Below are 15,545 nucleotides of genomic sequence, written 5' to 3' on the forward strand. Positions count from 1 at the left end.
GGAAAGGCGTAGGGCGTCAGGAAAGGCGTAGGGCGTCAGGAAAGGCGTAGGGCGTCAGGAAAAGGGGAAGAGGAAAGGTTGTTTCAGCGAAGGCGGGGAATATTCTTGCGGGGGCCATCTGGTGCCTGATGTACACCGCAGGGGCTCGGGTATAAAAAAGCGCTCCATCCTTGAAAGACGGAGCGCTTTGACTACTTGTATTTGAGGCACAAAGGAAGCCCGCCAGGCCTGTGACGGCATGGGACCTTGTGCAGGGCTGCCCCGGTACTGGGACAGGCTATTTCTTATCCGGGTCTTCCGTTTCCGCCTTGCTCACCCAGTCCACCAGGCGGGCCATGCGAGCCAGGCTGTAATGGCCGGGTTCGGGCTGCTGGCCGATCTCCTGCAGGGTGCCGTTGAGGCGGTAGATGCGCCAGTCCCCGGCGGGCAGGGCACCGTTGTCCATGGCGGTCTTCAGACCGGCACGGGCTTCTTCGGGCGAGCAGAACAGGGGGAAGTCCTGCACGGCCGGGTCGAGGACGACCATGGAGCCGCCTGCGATGTCGATGATGTAATTGCCGGGAGCCACGGTATAGACTTCCTGGCAGTCACGATCGGGCGGCAGGGGGGCCGTATTGGGGCCTGTGGTGGCACAGCCGCCCAGCATCAGAAGGGACCCAAGCAGGGCGGGGGCAAGGATCACGGGGAAACGTTTCATGTCATTCTCCTGCCGGGCGTACCGGCATCAGATTCGCCCCCGGGCACGACAAAAGCGGGCAGGTGGCGTCATTGCTGACTACACACCAAGCCCGCTTTTTTGTCAAAAGGTTCGTATGCCGGAGGGGCGGGGATGGCCGTTAGCGGGCCTGACGGCTCATCTCCTGCAGACGGGCGATGCGTTCTTCCAGCGGCGGGTGCGTGCTGAACAGGTTGGCCATGCTGCCGCCGCCGAAGCCGAACAGCGGCGAGACGATGAACATCTGCTCGGTGCTGGGGTTGCCGTTCTGCATGGGGATCTGTCCGCTGGCCACGCCCAGCTTGTGCAGGGCACCGGCCAGGGCCAGGGGCTGGCCGCAGATGCGGGCGCCGGTCTCGTCGGCCAGGTACTCACGCGAGCGGGAGATGGCCATCTGGATGATGCTGGCGGCGATGGGGGCCAGGATGGCCAGCAGGAACGCGGCGATGGGGTTGGTGCCGCCTTCCTCGTCATTGCTGCTGCCGCCGAAAATGGCGGCGAACTGCATGAAGTTGGCGATGCTGACGATGACCGAGGCCAGCACACCGGCGATGGTCTGGATCAGAATGTCACGGTTGGCGATGTGACCGATCTCGTGGGCGATGACGCCGCGCAGCTCTTCGGGGCTGAGGATGCGCATGATGCCGTCGGTGACGGCCACCACACCGTGCTCGGGGTCGCGGCCGGTGGCAAAGGCGTTGGGCGCGTCTTCAGGGATGACACAGACGCGGGGCTTGGGGATGCCGGCATTGGCGGAAAGCTCGGCCACCATGCGGTGCAACATGGGGGCTTCGTCTTCGGACAGCTCGCGGGCCTGGTACATGGAGAGCACGATCTTGTCCGAATACCAGTAGGAACCCACGTTCATGATCATGGCGATCACAAAGGCGATGATGATGCCGGTGCGGCCGCCCATGATGCCGCCCAGGCCGATGATGATGGCGGAAAGCAGGGCGAGAAGCAGCACGGTCTTGATCTGGCTGGTCATGATATCTCCTTGATGTGCGAGGTAGGGATTCGCTCACTGTAGATAAGCATGCGTCAGCAAAGTGGCAAGGGGAGGGGGGAGGGGCGCGTGCGCTTTGCCGGGTATGCCGTCTGATGACGCCTGCTGCCCGGCATCCGAACTTGGTCGCCTGCGCGGCGATGCGGCAGAGGGCCGGCACAGCGCCTGCGGCGCACGCCGCCCAAGCGGCGCGCTCAATTGGTGAGGGATAAGACTGTGGCAGGTGGCCTGACATACCCAATTGGTGGGGAAGAAACTGGGGAAGGGCAATAGAAATAGCGGGAGAAATATATATCCCTGTGACAGAAAAGGAGAGGCGGGGAAGCACGGCAATGCCGTGTTTCTCCGCCTCTCCCTGATAAAGCGCGTTTGGGGAGGAAGGGGGGAGTTTGAGGGGGGAAGGAGGCCCTTTTGGCGCCAGCAAAGGGCCTCCTTCCCCCCTCAACAAAACACCTTTCTCTTACGAGCGGTAATCGGCGTTGAGGCTGACGTACTCGTGGCCGAGGTCGGAGGCGCGCAGATCGTAGCAGCCGTCGCCCAGGCCCATATGGATCTCCACAGGGATGTCGGTGGCCTTGAGCAGCTCGGAAAGCTCGGCTTCCTTGTCGCCGTTGACGGGCTGGCCGTCGCGGAAACGTTCGATGCCGCAGAGCACCAGGCGCACGCGGCTGGGGTCCACCTGGGCCCCGCTGCGGCCCACGGCGGCCACGATGCGGCCCCAGTTGGCGTCCTGGCCGTAGATGGCGGTCTTGACCAGCTGGGAGTGGCCCACGGTGCGGGCGATGCGGCAGGCGTCCTCGTCGGAGGCGGCGCCGCTCACGGTGATGTGCATGACCTTGCTGGCGCCTTCGCCGTCCTTGACCAGCATGTAGGAAATCTGGCCCAGGATGTCGGTAAGGCCCTTTTCCAGCAGGGCGGCGTCCTCACCTTCGGCACGGATGCCGGAAGCGCCGTTGGCCAGGCCGAGAATGGTGTCGTTGGTGGAGGTATCACCGTCCACGCTGACGCGGTTGAAGGTCTTGTCCACGGCGCGGGCGAACATGGCCTGCCAGGTCTCGCGGTCCACATCGGCGTCGGTGAGCATGACGGCCAGCATGGTGGCCATGTTGGGGCAGATCATGCCCGCGCCCTTGGCCATGCCGGTAAGGCGCACGGTGCCGCCGGACAGGGGCACGGTGATGCTGGCGAACTTGGGAAAGGCGTCGGTGGTCATGAACGCGCGGGTAAAGCCTTCGGCATCGCGGCTGCCCAGGCTTTCCACCAGGGAGGGCACGGCCTCGCGCCAGCGGTCCATCTTGAGCTGGTCGCCGATGACGCCGGTGGACATGGGCATGATTTCATGCGGGGCCAGCCCGGTGAGGGCGGCGACCATGCGTCGGGTCTCGAGGCAATTTTCCAGGCCTTCGTCGCCGGTGCAGGCATTGGCCTGGCCGGAGTTGGCCAGCACGGCGCGGCAGGTACCGTATTCGCGCAGGGTCTGCTGGCAGATCTGCACGGGGGCGGCCTTGAAGGCATTGGTGGTGAACAGGCCCGCCAGCACGGCGGGACGGTCGGAAACAATCAGCCCCAGGTCGTCGCGGCCGGCTTTTTTGAAACCGGCCGCAGCGGCCCCGGCGGAGAAGCCGAGGGGCAGGTCGTTGCGCGTATCGCTCATGGGAACATCCTTTCCGGTCATGGGCTTCCGGGAGGAAAACGATGAAAAAAAGGCGGGGATCTTGCCTTGCAAAATCCCCGCCGTCATATCAAGCAACCAGCGCTGTCCGGTCTTTGTGGGAACGGACGTTCAGGACGCTAGTTTTTGCTCTTCTGGATCTCGTCGGCGATAGCCTGGGGCACACGCTCGTAGTGATCGAACTGCATGGTGAAGGTAGCGCGGCCCTGGGTACGGGAGCGCAGGTCGGTGGCGTAACCGAACATGGAGGCCAGGGGCACCTGGGCACGCACGCTCTGGGCACCGCCGGCGCGGGCTTCCATGCTCTGCACGCGACCACGACGGCCGTTGAGGTCGCCCATCACGTCGCCGAGGTATTCTTCGGGGGTGACCACTTCCACGTCCATGATGGGTTCCAGCAGGACCGGGCCGGCCTTCTGCATGGCGTCCTTGATGGCCATGGAACCGGCCACGTAGAAGGCCTGTTCGGAGGAGTCCACTTCGTGGTAGCTACCGAAGACCAGGTTGACCTTCAGGTCCACGCAGGGGAAGCCGGCCAGCACGCCGGACTTCATGGCATCCTGGATACCCTTGTCGATGGCGGGGATGTATTCCTTGGGGATCACGCCGCCGGTGATGGAGTTGATGAACTCGTAACCCTTGCCCGGGTTGGGTTCCACCTCGATCACGCAGTGACCGTACTGACCGCGACCACCAGACTGCTTGGCATGCTTCATGTCGGTCTTGGCAGGCTTGGAGATGGTTTCGCGGTAGGCAACCTGGGGCTTGCCCACGTTGGCGTTGACGTTGAACTCGCGGGTCAGGCGGTCAACGATGATTTCCAGATGCAGTTCGCCCATGCCGGCGATCAGGGTCTGGTTGGTTTCTTCGTCGCCCTTGACGCGGAAGGAGGGGTCTTCCTTGGCCAGCTTGTTCAGGGCAGCGGACAGAGCATCACGGTCGGCCTTGGTCTTGGGCTCGATGGCCACTTCGATGACGGGCTCGGGGATGTTCAGGGATTCCAGGATCACCGGGCGCTTTTCGTCGCACAGGGTGTCACCGGTGGAGGCGTTCTTCAGGCCCACCAGAGCCACGATGTCACCGGCGCCGGCCCACTTGATGTCTTCACGCTTGTTGGCGTGCATCTTCAGGATACGGCCGATGCGTTCCTTCTTGCCGGTGTTGGCGTTGTACACGCTGGTACCGGATTCCAGGCAGCCGGAGTAGATGCGGAAGAAGGACAGGTGACCGATGAAGGGGTCGGAGAACAGCTTGAACACCAGGCCGGCAAGGGGTTCCTTGTCGTCGCAGGGGCATTCGATCAGGTGTTCTTCGTTGCCGGGCTCATGGCCGGTCATGACGGCGATGTCCACGGGGGAGGGCAGGTAGTCCACCACGGCGTCCAGCAGGGGCTGTACACCCATGTTGCGGAAAGCGGAACCGCAGAGCACGGGCACGATGTTGCGGGCGATGGTGGCCTTGCGGATGCAGGAAATGATCTCTTCGCGGGTCAGATCTTCGCCGCCCAGGTACTTTTCCAGCAGGGCTTCATCTTCTTCGGCCACGGCTTCGATGAGTTCGTGGCGCTTTTCTTCGTACAGGTCCTTCAGTTCGGCGGGCACGTCTTCTTCGGTGAACTGGGCGCCCTTGGAGGACTTGTCGAAACGGTGGGCCTTGCCTTCGATGAGGTCCACGACGCCTTCGAACTTGTCTTCAGCGCCGATGGGCAGCTGCAGGGGCACGGCCTTGGCGCCCAGGCGTTCGTGGATCATGCCCACGCAGCGGAAGAAGTTGGCACCGATGCGGTCCATCTTGTTCACGAAGCAGATGCGGGGCACGTGGTAGCGGTCGGCCTGACGCCACACGGTTTCGGACTGGGGCTCAACGCCGGCCACGGCGTCGAACACGCACACGGCACCGTCCAGCACGCGCAGGGAACGTTCCACTTCGATGGTGAAGTCCACGTGGCCGGGGGTGTCGATGATGTTGATGCGGCAGTCCTTCCAGAAGCAGGTGGTGGCGGCGGAGGTGATGGTGATGCCGCGCTCCTGTTCCTGTTCCATCCAGTCCATGGTGGACTCACCGTCGTGGGTTTCGCCGATCTTGTGGGAAACACCGGTGTAGAAAAGGATGCGTTCGGTGGTGGTGGTTTTGCCGGCGTCAATATGGGCCATGATGCCGATATTGCGCTGTTTGTCTACGGGGGTGGTGCGGGACACGTTATCCTCCAGAAAAGGGGCAGTGGGGCGGGGGGAAAAGCGCCGCGCCCTTGCGGGCGCGGCAGCAGTCACTCGGAATCGAGCTTACCAGCGGTAGTGGGCGAAAGCCTTGTTGGCTTCGGCCATACGGTGGGTATCTTCGCGCTTTTTCACCGCGCCGCCGCGACCGTTGTAGGCGTCCAGCAGTTCAGCGGAAAGCTTGGAGGTCATGCCCTTTTCGCCGCGCGAACGGGCATAGTTGATCAGCCAGCGGATGGACAGGGAAATCTGACGTTCGGGACGGACTTCCATGGGCACCTGGTAGGTGGCACCGCCCACGCGGCGGGCCTTGACTTCCAGATGGGGCTTGACGTTGTCCAGGGCCTTTTCAAAGGCGCGCATGGGTTCTTCACCGGTCTTTTCGCCCAGGGTTTCCAGCGAGCTGTAGAAAATCTTTTCAGCAGCGCCCTTCTTGCCGTCGTACATGAGACGGTTCACGAACTTGGTGACCAGACGGCTGTTGTACAGCGGATCGGGCAGCACTTCCCTCTTCGGGACAGGACCTTTACGGGGCATGATATTCTCCTTGAGAATCTCTGTGTTTCGGCGTCACCAGCCCCGCAGCGCCCCGGCGCGCCGTGAGAGGGCAGCCTGGGTGCGTTGCATGACGTACGCCGGAGTTAGCAAAAAATAACCTATTTGGGACGCTTGGCGCCGTACTTGGAACGGCTCTTGCGACGGTCGGCCACACCGGAGGTATCCAGGGTGCCGCGCACGATGTGGTAACGGACACCGGGCAAGTCTTTCACACGACCGCCGCGGATGAGCACCACGGAGTGTTCCTGCAGGTTGTGGCCTTCGCCGGGGATGTAGGCCGTCACTTCGATGCCGTTGGTCAGGCGCACACGGGCGACCTTACGCAGAGCGGAGTTAGGCTTCTTGGGGGTGGTGGTGTACACACGGGTGCACACGCCGCGGCGCTGGGGGCAAGCCTGCAGGGCCGGGGTCTTCTTGCGCTTCACCACCGCAGTCCGCTCGATGCGGATGAGCTGGTTGATAGTAGGCATAGTTTCCTCCAAAGTTTCACTGCCTGCCCAAGACGGACAGGCAGCGCATGAATGCCGTAGAGCGGCAACACATACAATGCACGGACGCGCTTGTCAAGTCCTGACGCCCCAACTTTACGGCAGGAAGACGGGACGGCGGCGAATCGCCGACGAAGCACCGCAGCCGCAGGGCGGGGCGAGTCCCCTTTTTATGGATGCGGCGACCGGAGCAGGGGGGATGACAGCAAAATCGCCGCAGGCGCAAGGCCCGCGGCGATCCCCGGTACGGGGGAGATGCCCGGCCCCTTGAGCGGGGCCGGACATCCTGCGAGGAGGAACGTCCGCCGGTGTCCTGCCGGCGGGCGGGGTGTGTTGTCGGCGGGTTACAGCTTTTTCACTTCCACGTACCAGGCCGCGGCCTGTTCCAGCAGATGGCTGCTGCGGCCGGCCAGCATCTGGGCATCGCGCAGGTAGCCTTCCTGGAGCATGCAGGCGTCGAAGAGGTTCTCCACCATGCCGGCCAGGGTCTTGTCCTGGGGATCGGCCTTGAACATCTTGAGCAGGCTGCGCAGCAGCACGTGGTCGCGGTTGACTTCCAGCACCTTGACGGGCAGGGAGTCGTCCTTTTGCATGGCGCGCATGAGTTTTTCCATGGACGAGGTCATGCCGTCGGGCGAGACCAGCACGGCCGGGCTGTCGGCCAGACGGTGGGAGACGCGCACGTCGGCCACGCGTTCGCCCAGGATCTCCTTGATGCGTTCCAGCAGCTTGTCGAAGCTGGCGTTGTCGTCGTCGGAAAGGGGCGCGGCGGCGGGCTTTTCGCTGTCGGCTTTGTCGGCGAAGGCATCCAGGGCGTCATCGGCGGCGTTCTCGATGGCCTTGAATTCCCAGTCCTTGTACTTGCCCATACCTTCCATGACGAACTCGTCCACGGGCTCGTAGAGGAAGAGCACTTCGATGCCCTTGCGGGTGAAGCGTTCCAGGTGCGGGCTCAGGCGGGCGGCCTCACGGTTGGGCGCGGAGACGTACCAGAAGGTCTTCTGGCCTTCGGGAGCGCGGGACATGTATTCGTCCAGGCTGGAGAGGGCCTCGCCGTCGTCCAGGGCCGAGGTGTTGAAGCGCAGCAGGCCGGCGATGCGCTCACGGTTGGCGAAGTCCTGGTAGGAGAGCTTGAAGATGCGGCCGTGCAGGCGCCAGAAGGCGGCGTACTTCTCGGCATCCTTGGCGGCCAGCTTTTCCAGGTGGCTCAGGGTCTGCTTGATGATGGTCTGGTTGATCTTGCGCAGGACCACGTTTTCCTGAAGGGTCTCGCGGGAGATGTTGAGGGGCAGGTCCTCGGTGTCCACCACGCCCTTGAGGAAGGCCAGCCAGTCGGGGATCAGTTCCTTGTTGCGGTGCTGGATGAGCACGCGGCTGGCGTAGAGGTCCAGGCCCCAGAAATCACGGTCGAGGCCGAAGAGGTCCTGACGCACGTCGGGGATGTAGAGCAGGGCGTTGAACTGCACGGGCGCGTCCACGGAGATGTGCAGCACGTCCAGCGGCGCCTTGCTGTCATAGGTCAGGGCCTGGTAGAAGGCATCGTACTGTTCCTTGGTGACGGAGGACTTGGGCTCGCGCCACAGGGCGGGCTGGGTGTTGACCTGCTCGCCGTCCACCAGCACGGGGAAGGGCACGAAGGCCGAATGCTTGCGGATGACGGATTCCACGCGGAACTTTTCGAGGAATTCCGCGGCGTCTTCCTTGAGGTGGGCCACGATGCGCGTGCCGCGCTGCGGGGCGTCGTCACCGGCGGGAGCCACGGTGTAGGTGCCCAGGCCGTCGCTGGTCCAGGTGGCGGCGCCGTCGTCATCGCCGAAGGCCGGGCGCGAGGTCACGTCCACCTTTTCGGCCACCATGAACACGGAATAGAAGCCCACGCCGAAACGGCCGATGATGTTGGCGGCATCGGCTTTTTCGCCGTCGGCCTTGGCTTCTTCGGCAGCCAGCTGGGCCCGGAAGGCCTCGGTGCCGGATTTGGCGATGGTGCCCAGGTTCTCGGCCAGTTCGGCGGCGGTCATGCCCAGGCCGGTGTCCTCGATGGTCAGGGTCTTGGCGTCCTTGTCGAGGCTGATGCGGATCTCCAGCGGCAGGTCGTCATGGCGCGGGGTCTCGCCCCGGTTGCTGCGGAAGCGCAGTTTGTCCAGGGCGTCGGAAGCGTTGGAGATGAGCTCGCGGAGAAAGATCTCGCGATTGGTATACAGAGAGTTGGTGAGAATGCTCAGCACCTTGCGCACTTCGGCGCGAAATTCACAGGATTGAGCCGTATTTTCCGGCATGATGACAACCTCCATGGATACTTGCTGGGGAATAAGTAATCTTTCCCAATCAGCCGTCAAGGCCTTGCAGGGCCTAAACTTTGTCTTGCTTTTCGCTAAGGATAACGGTATGCAGGTCGCTCCATAAGGAGGACGATCTATGGATGATGTCATTCTGCTTTCGCGGCTACAGTTCGCCGTGGCCGTCTTTTTCCACTTCATCTTCGTGCCGCTGACGCTGGGCCTGTCCCTGCTCATCGCGCTGATGGAGACCCGCTATGTGCGCACCGGGGATGAGGTCTGGCGCAAGCATGCCAAGTTCTGGGGCAAACTTTTCATCATCAACTTCACCCTGGGCGTGGTGACGGGCATCACCCTGGAATTCCAGTTCGGGACCAACTGGGCCCGGTATTCGGAATACGTGGGCGACATCTTCGGCTCCCTGCTGGCCATCGAAGCCACTGTGGCCTTCTTCCTGGAGTCCACGTTCCTGGCTGTCTGGCATTTCGGCTGGCATCGCGTGGGCAAGAAGACCCACCTGCTGGCCATCTGGCTGGTGGTACTGGCCGGCAACCTGTCCGCCCTGTGGATCATCCTGGCCAACGGCTTCATGCAGAACCCGCTGGGCTATGTGATCCAGAACGGCCGCGCCGAACTGGCCGACTTCATGGCCGTGGTCACCAACCCCTACGCCTGGGGCATGTACGCCCACACCCTGCTCTCCGCCTGGACGCTGTCCTGCTTCTTCGTGCTGGGCGTGTCTTCCTGGCACCTGCTGCGCAAGAGCAACGTGGAATTCTTCCGCCGCTCCTTCCGCATGACCGCTCCCATCTGCCTGGTGCTGGTGCTGGCTCTCGCCCTGAGCGGCGACATCCAGGGCAAGGTGGTGTCCGAACTGCAGCCCGCCAAGCTGGCCGCCATGGAATCCCACTGGGAGACCACCAAGAACGCTCCCTTCTATCTGGCCGTGGTGCCGGACGAAGCCAACGAGACCAACTCCGTGGAAGCCATCGGCATCCCCGGCCTGCTGAGCTGGATCTCCTACGGCGATGCAGACGCCGAAGTGAAGGGCCTCAAGGACTTCCCCAAGGAAGACCGTCCGCCGGTCACGCCCGTGTTCTGGGGTTTCCGCGCCATGATCTTCTTTGGTGTCATCTTCCTGGCCCTGGCCGCCTGGGCCACGCTGCAGCGTAACCGCGAGACCATCAACCCCACGCTCATGCGTGCCCTGGTGTGGTGCATCCCGCTGCCCTACATCAGCATCGCCATGGGCTGGCTGGTGGCGGAAATGGGCCGTCAGCCCTGGATCGTCTACGGTCTGATGCGCACCAGCGACGCCGTGTCGCCGGTGCCCGCCGAGCATGTGTCCACGTCGCTGCTGGCCTTCATCATCGTTTACAGCGTGCTGGGCCTTCTGGACATTTTCCTGCTGCGCAAGTACGCCATCAAGGGCCCGCAGGGGCAGGAGGACTAAGTCATGCTGGAAACCTTGCAAGTAATCTGGTTCATCCTGTGGGCGCTGCTCTGGGCCGTGTATTTCGTCCTGGACGGCTTCGACCTGGGCTTGGGCAGCCTGCTGCCCTTCATCGGCAGCAATGAGGAAGAACGCCGCATCATGTACAACGCTGCCGGTCCCTTCTGGGACGGCAACGAAGTGTGGCTGATCTCCGCCGGCGGCGTGACCTTCGCGGCCTTCCCCAAGGTCTATGCCGTGATGTTCAGCGCCCTGTACGCTCCCCTGCTGATCCTGCTGTTCGCCCTGATCTTCCGCGCCGTGTCCTTCGAGTTCCGCGGCAAGGTGGAAAGCGGCGTGTGGCGCGGCTTCTGGGATCTGGTCCACTTCCTGTCCAACCTGGTGCCCTCCCTGCTGCTGGGCGTGACCTTCGCCAACCTGTTCATGGGCATCCCCATCGACGGTGAAGGCGTGTTCCACGGCACGCTCATGGGCCTGGTCAACGGCTACGGCATCGCCGGCGCCATCTTCTTCCTGGTGATGTTCATGCTGCACGGTTCCCTGTGGCTGGCCATCAAGAGCCAGGGCGAACTGCAGACCCGCGCCGTGGCCAGCGCCACCCTGCTCTGGCCCGTGATGCTCATCCTGCTGGTGGCCTTCCTGGTGCTGACCTTCTTCAACACCGACCTGTTCAGCAACTACTGGAGCAACCCGCTGCTGCTCCTGCTGCCCGTGGTGGCCCTGGCCGGCCTGCTGGGCGTGCGCTGCATGCTGCGCCGCGGCCAGCTGTGGAAGGCCTGGATGTGCAGCGCCGTGTACATCATCGGTGTGACCTTCTTCGGCGTCATGGGCATGTTCCCGCGCATGCTCATCTCGTCCATCGATCCCACCGCCACCCTGACGGCCTTCAATGCCTCTTCGTCCGAGCTGACCCTCAAGATCATGCTGGGCGTGGCTCTGGTCATGGTGCCCATCGTGCTGCTGTACCAGTTCTGGGTCTACCGCCTGTTCTCCCACAGCCTGAGCGCTGAAGACCTGAAGGACGAGCACGCTTACTAGCAGCGACGATCCGTCCGCCTCATCGAGCCCGGCAGACAGGTATGCCCTGTCCGCCGGGCTTTTTTTCATGCCCGCTGCCGGGATGCGCGGGTAACGGACCGCCTTCGCGGCCGGGGAGGCCGACTGCCGTCATGCGGGAACAAAGGCGGACTGTGCTGCGAAAGGCGCAAGGACAGGAAGGAAAAGCGAAGGGCAAAGATGACGCCTTGCCGTCAGGAGGGCAGAGGATTTGCTTTTGGCCTGCTTATCCGGGAAGATGGCGGGCAGAGCGGAGGCCGTATGAAGACCAAGATAGATGCAACGGATGTGAGGATCGTCGAAGAACTCAGGAAGAACGCGCGCATCACCATGAAGGAACTGGGGGCGCGGGTCTTCCTTACCGGGCAGGCCGTCAAGAACAGGGTGGAACGGCTGGAGGACATGGGCATCCTGCAGCGCTACACCATCAACGTCAATTGTCCGGTCTTCGGCTACAAGGTCCATGCCGTCATCCGGGTGCAGCTCAGGCATGGTCCGACGGACGCCCTGAAGGCCTGCTGCCGCAAGGAGGGCAGGCGCACCATCCATTGCTACCGCACCACAGGCGACAACCTGTACTTTCTCGACATGTATTTTCTGGACATGGAAGCCCTGGACGCCTTTCTGGCCGAGGTGGAACCGCTGGGCAGCTACGAGCTGCATGTGGTCCTGAGGGAAGCGGAAGATCTGGCGGAATGAAGGCCCCCGCCGGAGGGGGAAGAGGAAGGAAGGCGTTCTGCCTGGGGACCGGCGGGGACCTGATTCGGGGAGGGCACAGGGCAGGGCGCCGGGCGGAGCCGTGGCCCTGCCGGAGCGCAGGCACCGTGGCCGGACGGATCCCTCCTGCCTGCCACGCTCTGGCGTCAGCCCGTCCGTCTGCGGGCCGTGCGGAGTTTTCCTGCCGTTAAAAATCGGCGCTCTGGCCGTCGTCGGGCATGAAGACGGCCTCCCGGATGCCGCGACGGCGCAGGGCCTGGTCCATGTCCTGCCGGGTCAGGGTCGCATGGGGCACGGTATCCATATGGCTGACGATGATCCGCGCTTCCGGACGGGCGGCGTGCAGGGCGGCCACGTCCGCGTCGTCCATGATCAGGCGGCCCTCGTCCAGCAGTTCGGCCGCGCAGGCATTGACCATGACCACATCGGGCCGGTAACGGCGCAGGCTTTCGGCCACACCGTCGAACCAGATGGTGTCACCGGCCACATAGAGCGTCTTTTCGTCAGGATGCCGGAAGACCACGCCGCAGGACGGCCCGCAGGGGATGATGGTGCCGTGGCGTCCGGGCGTCCTGCTGAGGCGGATGCCCGCAAAGACGGTCTCCTCTCCCAGCACGTCCACCCGGGCGAAGCCGGAGCGCCGGAGCACGGCGGCATCCTCTTCGCTCTGCACGAACACGGGCACTTTCTTGTCCAGCGGCGCGCCCACGCTGCCGTCGGCGGCCATGTCGATATGGTCGGGATGCGCATGGGTCACGATATAGGCATCCACACCGGCCAGGATGTCGGCCACCGGCATGGGCAGGTCGCACAGGGGCAGGGGCAGGTCCAGCTGTTCGGGGCGGCAGCGGAACATGGGATAGTCGCGGAACGTCCCCATGCTGCCCCTGGGCGCCAGCCAGGGGTCGGTGAGGAAGGTCTTGCCGGCGTAGTGGATGCGGACCATGGCGTTGCGGATCTGCTGTATCTTCATCTGGGTCACCTCTCTGGATGTTGTTGCGGAGTCCCGGTATCCGGAGAGAAAAGTATCAGGGGTGCCGGGGCCGGGCCAGAAGCCGGGCCAAGAAATGGGCGCCGTTTTCTTGAAAAAATCAAGTGGCGCGGCGCGGACGCCACGAGGCGCATCCGTTTGGTGGCGATCCCCTTTCTTGCAAGGCACTGCTGGGACCTTCCGTACCGGAGCGGTGTGCCAGGTGGGACATATGCGGGCTTATCCATGCTTTATTTCTATGGTGAAGCATTCGATATAGGTATTTGTCATGGATCTGTGCTGCGGCTAAAGAGGAAGAAACAGCGGCAGGATTGTTTTTGCCTGCCTAACCTCAAGCCGGAGCGACATGATGAGCATGTGTAAAACACTGGTGACGGCGATCCTGGCAGGCACGATATTGTTTGCCGGATCTGCGGCCGCAGCGGACAAGGTCCCCTCTGGCACGGCTTCTTCCAAGGATGGTAAGGCTATGGAACTGGTACAGGAATGGGACAAGGTCTTTCCCAAGAGCGACAGGGTAGAACATCGTAAAGTGACTTTCCGCACCCGTTACGGCACTGTCCTGGCGGGCGATCTGTACGTGCCCCGGGATGCCAAGGGAAAACTGGCGGCCCTGGCCGTGAGCGGTCCCTTTGGCGCGGTGAAGGAACAGGCGTCCGGGCTCTATGCCCAGACCATGGCCGAACGCGGCTTCCTGACGCTGGCCTTCGACCCCTCCTATACGGGCGAGAGCAGCGGCGAGCCGCGTCACGTGGCCTCGCCGGACATCAACACCGAAGACTTCAGCGCCGCGGTGGACTTCCTCACCACGCTGGACGCGGTGGATGCGGAGCGCATCGGCATCATCGGCATCTGCGGTTTTGGCGGCATGGGCCTGAACGCCGCCGCCATGGATACCCGCATCAAGGCCACCGTGGCCGTGACCATGTACGACATGAGCCGCGTCACGGCCAACGGCTATTTCGACGCCATGGATGCCGAGGCCCGCTACGCGCTGCGCCGGCAGCTGAACGCACAGCGCACCCGGGACGCACGTTCCGACAGCATCGCACCGTCCGCCGCGGGCCTGCCCGAGGCCCTGACGGGCGACGAGCCGCAGTTCGTCAAGGATTACTTCGACTATTACAAGACCAGGCGCGGCTTCCATCCCCGTTCCATCAATTCCAACGGTGCCTGGAACGCCACTTCGGCCCTGTCCTTCCTGAATATGCCGCTGCTGGCCTATGCGGGCGAGATCCGCAGCGCGGTCCTGCTGGTCCATGGGGAAAAGGCCCATTCCCGCTATTTCAGCGAGGATGCCTTCAAGAAGCTCAGCGGTGACAACAAGGAGCTGCTGATCGTGCCCGGGGCCTCGCATACGGACCTGTACGACAGGGTGGACATCATCCCCTTCGACAAGATCGAGGCGTTTTTCAAAGCCAACCTCTGATACTTCTCTTCCTTCCTTGCTGTATGATGCGAAGCCCCGCTGCCGGGGCTTCGCTTTTTTGTGCCTGCCGGCGGACGGAGGCCCCGTCGCACGCCCACCGGCCGGGATGGGCCAGATTGCCGGAGCCGTCGCCACTACGGCTGGTCGCCGGGGCGTCTTGCCGGACCATACGCTCCGGTTTCGGCAAGGCCGCCGGGAGGCGGAGACGTTGAAAAGTCCGTGTCCCTGGGGGATAATGACATACGGCTTTCCCTCATCCCTGCCGGTGGCGTGTACGGATTGTCGTTGCCCCTCCGGCAAGGCGAGGAGGCTCTGCCCGGAGGCTGCTGGTATGGTGCGTGGTGCTGCCCCGCTGCCATGCCGAGGCTGCCCACTGGCACTCTTTTTGCTGATTCACTGGTGTAACCTGTTCTGTTGCCAACGCTGTCGGCAGTACCGCCAACATCAGGGACAGGCCGAAAATATCCCCTGAACTTCTTTAGACCTCTGCACGGAAGGAGGCATCATGATAAGCCGCGAGACCGCCAACACGCTTCTGGAAGAATTTTCCCGTCAGCAGGAGATCGAGCCTTTGCAGCTCGATGACGCCAATTATTGCGCCCTGGCTTCGGCCGACGATCATGTGGTGCATCTGCGTTTCGATGAAGGGCAGGGCACGTTCATTGCCTTCGGCAGCATAGGTACGCTTTCCGAAGATGAGGAAGTGGCCCTGCGGGAACTGCGGGCCCTGCTCACCGCCAACCTCATGTGGCAGGATACCCAGGGCGCCACCATCACCCTGGCCCCGGAGAGCGACACCGTGCTGTTGCAGCAGATGTGGCTGCCCGAGCAGGCCACGGCGGACAAACTGGATGCCTTCCTGCAATCCTTCGCCCTGTCGCTGGACTTCTGGACGCAGCGCTGCGCGACCCTGGGCGACACCGTGATGGAGAGCGAGCAGCCCTTTTATGTGAAGGTCTAGGAGGGAG

General features: G+C 63.2%; 13 protein-coding genes. 5 read left to right on the top strand and 8 right to left on the bottom strand.

Annotation, left to right across the window (positions count from 1 at the left end):
* Positions 1-277: 277 nt before the first annotated feature.
* The 7 genes from ACQRBR_RS11035 to htpG form a co-directional block, all read right to left on the bottom strand.
* Positions 278-697, bottom strand: coding sequence for a DVU_2496 family lipoprotein (locus ACQRBR_RS11035; RefSeq protein ID WP_302260998.1), 420 nt, complete (start codon positions 695-697; stop codon positions 278-280).
* A 139-nt stretch (positions 698-836) separates the two neighbouring features.
* A complete protein-coding gene (locus ACQRBR_RS11040; protein ID WP_204626662.1) occupies positions 837-1,703 on the bottom strand; it encodes a zinc metalloprotease HtpX in 867 nt (288 codons plus the stop codon).
* A 478-nt stretch (positions 1,704-2,181) separates the two neighbouring features.
* Complete coding sequence (gene argJ / locus ACQRBR_RS11045) at positions 2,182-3,375, bottom strand: bifunctional glutamate N-acetyltransferase/amino-acid acetyltransferase ArgJ (protein WP_300706432.1); 1,194 nt, start codon at positions 3,373-3,375, stop codon at positions 2,182-2,184.
* Positions 3,376-3,512: 137 nt separating this feature from the next.
* Positions 3,513-5,591: an elongation factor G gene (gene fusA, locus ACQRBR_RS11050; RefSeq protein WP_168934913.1), complete on the bottom strand. Its 2,079-nt coding sequence runs from the start codon at positions 5,589-5,591 to the stop codon at positions 3,513-3,515.
* A gap of 84 nt (positions 5,592-5,675) precedes the next feature.
* On the bottom strand, positions 5,676-6,146 hold the full coding sequence (gene rpsG, locus ACQRBR_RS11055) for a 30S ribosomal protein S7 (RefSeq protein WP_006007647.1): 471 nt from the start codon (positions 6,144-6,146) through the stop codon (positions 5,676-5,678).
* Positions 6,147-6,265: 119 nt separating this feature from the next.
* Positions 6,266-6,637, bottom strand: coding sequence for a 30S ribosomal protein S12 (rpsL, locus tag ACQRBR_RS11060; protein ID WP_006007654.1), 372 nt, complete (start codon positions 6,635-6,637; stop codon positions 6,266-6,268).
* A gap of 362 nt (positions 6,638-6,999) precedes the next feature.
* A complete protein-coding gene (gene htpG, locus ACQRBR_RS11065; protein ID WP_427812980.1) occupies positions 7,000-8,931 on the bottom strand; it encodes a molecular chaperone HtpG in 1,932 nt (643 codons plus the stop codon).
* Between the two features lie 139 nt (positions 8,932-9,070).
* On the opposite strand from htpG, the gene ACQRBR_RS11070 reads away from it, so the two are divergent.
* From ACQRBR_RS11070 to ACQRBR_RS11080, 3 genes are all read left to right on the top strand, one after another.
* Positions 9,071-10,384 (top strand): cytochrome ubiquinol oxidase subunit I, encoded by a 1,314-nt coding sequence (locus ACQRBR_RS11070; protein ID WP_168934915.1) that lies wholly within the window; start codon positions 9,071-9,073, stop codon positions 10,382-10,384.
* A 3-nt stretch (positions 10,385-10,387) separates the two neighbouring features.
* A complete protein-coding gene (gene cydB / locus ACQRBR_RS11075; protein ID WP_204626411.1) occupies positions 10,388-11,422 on the top strand; it encodes a cytochrome d ubiquinol oxidase subunit II in 1,035 nt (344 codons plus the stop codon).
* A gap of 279 nt (positions 11,423-11,701) precedes the next feature.
* A complete protein-coding gene (locus ACQRBR_RS11080; RefSeq protein WP_427812981.1) occupies positions 11,702-12,139 on the top strand; it encodes an Lrp/AsnC family transcriptional regulator in 438 nt (145 codons plus the stop codon).
* 205 nt (positions 12,140-12,344) lie between these two features.
* Here ACQRBR_RS11080 and ACQRBR_RS11085 read toward each other — a convergent pair whose 3' ends face one another.
* A complete protein-coding gene (locus ACQRBR_RS11085) occupies positions 12,345-13,130 on the bottom strand; it encodes an MBL fold metallo-hydrolase (protein ID WP_427812982.1) in 786 nt (261 codons plus the stop codon).
* Between the two features lie 487 nt (positions 13,131-13,617).
* Between ACQRBR_RS11085 and ACQRBR_RS11090 the strand changes: the two genes are divergently transcribed.
* The gene (locus tag ACQRBR_RS11090; RefSeq protein ID WP_427812983.1) at positions 13,618-14,577 is read left to right on the top strand and encodes an alpha/beta hydrolase; all 960 of its coding nucleotides are present in this window, start codon (positions 13,618-13,620) and stop codon (positions 14,575-14,577) included.
* A 505-nt stretch (positions 14,578-15,082) separates the two neighbouring features.
* Entirely contained in the window at positions 15,083-15,538 is a 456-nt protein-coding gene (locus ACQRBR_RS11095; protein ID WP_006007678.1) for a type III secretion system chaperone, read from the top strand.
* Positions 15,539-15,545 lie beyond the last annotated feature (7 nt).

The organism is Desulfovibrio sp. SGI.133, from assembly GCF_050313955.1.
Lineage (GTDB): Bacteria > Desulfobacterota > Desulfovibrionia > Desulfovibrionales > Desulfovibrionaceae > Desulfovibrio.

Bases quoted from the DNA above. Each gene is read 5' to 3' on its own strand.
- ACQRBR_RS11090 (WP_427812983.1), top strand. From the start codon at position 13,618: ATGGAACTGGTACAGGAATGGGACAAGGTCTTTCCCAAGAGCGACAGG.
- htpG (WP_427812980.1), bottom strand. From the start codon at position 8,931: ATGCCGGAAAATACGGCTCAATCCTGTGAATTTCGCGCCGAAGTGCGC.
- cydB (WP_204626411.1), top strand. From the start codon at position 10,388: ATGCTGGAAACCTTGCAAGTAATCTGGTTCATCCTGTGGGCGCTGCTC.
- ACQRBR_RS11080 (WP_427812981.1), top strand. From the start codon at position 11,702: ATGAAGACCAAGATAGATGCAACGGATGTGAGGATCGTCGAAGAACTC.
- argJ (WP_300706432.1), bottom strand. From the start codon at position 3,375: ATGAGCGATACGCGCAACGACCTGCCCCTCGGCTTCTCCGCCGGGGCC.
- ACQRBR_RS11070 (WP_168934915.1), top strand. From the start codon at position 9,071: ATGGATGATGTCATTCTGCTTTCGCGGCTACAGTTCGCCGTGGCCGTC.
- ACQRBR_RS11040 (WP_204626662.1), bottom strand. From the start codon at position 1,703: ATGACCAGCCAGATCAAGACCGTGCTGCTTCTCGCCCTGCTTTCCGCC.
- rpsL (WP_006007654.1), bottom strand. From the start codon at position 6,637: ATGCCTACTATCAACCAGCTCATCCGCATCGAGCGGACTGCGGTGGTG.
- ACQRBR_RS11085 (WP_427812982.1), bottom strand. From the start codon at position 13,130: ATGAAGATACAGCAGATCCGCAACGCCATGGTCCGCATCCACTACGCC.
- rpsG (WP_006007647.1), bottom strand. From the start codon at position 6,146: ATGCCCCGTAAAGGTCCTGTCCCGAAGAGGGAAGTGCTGCCCGATCCG.
- ACQRBR_RS11035 (WP_302260998.1), bottom strand. From the start codon at position 697: ATGAAACGTTTCCCCGTGATCCTTGCCCCCGCCCTGCTTGGGTCCCTT.
- ACQRBR_RS11095 (WP_006007678.1), top strand. From the start codon at position 15,083: ATGATAAGCCGCGAGACCGCCAACACGCTTCTGGAAGAATTTTCCCGT.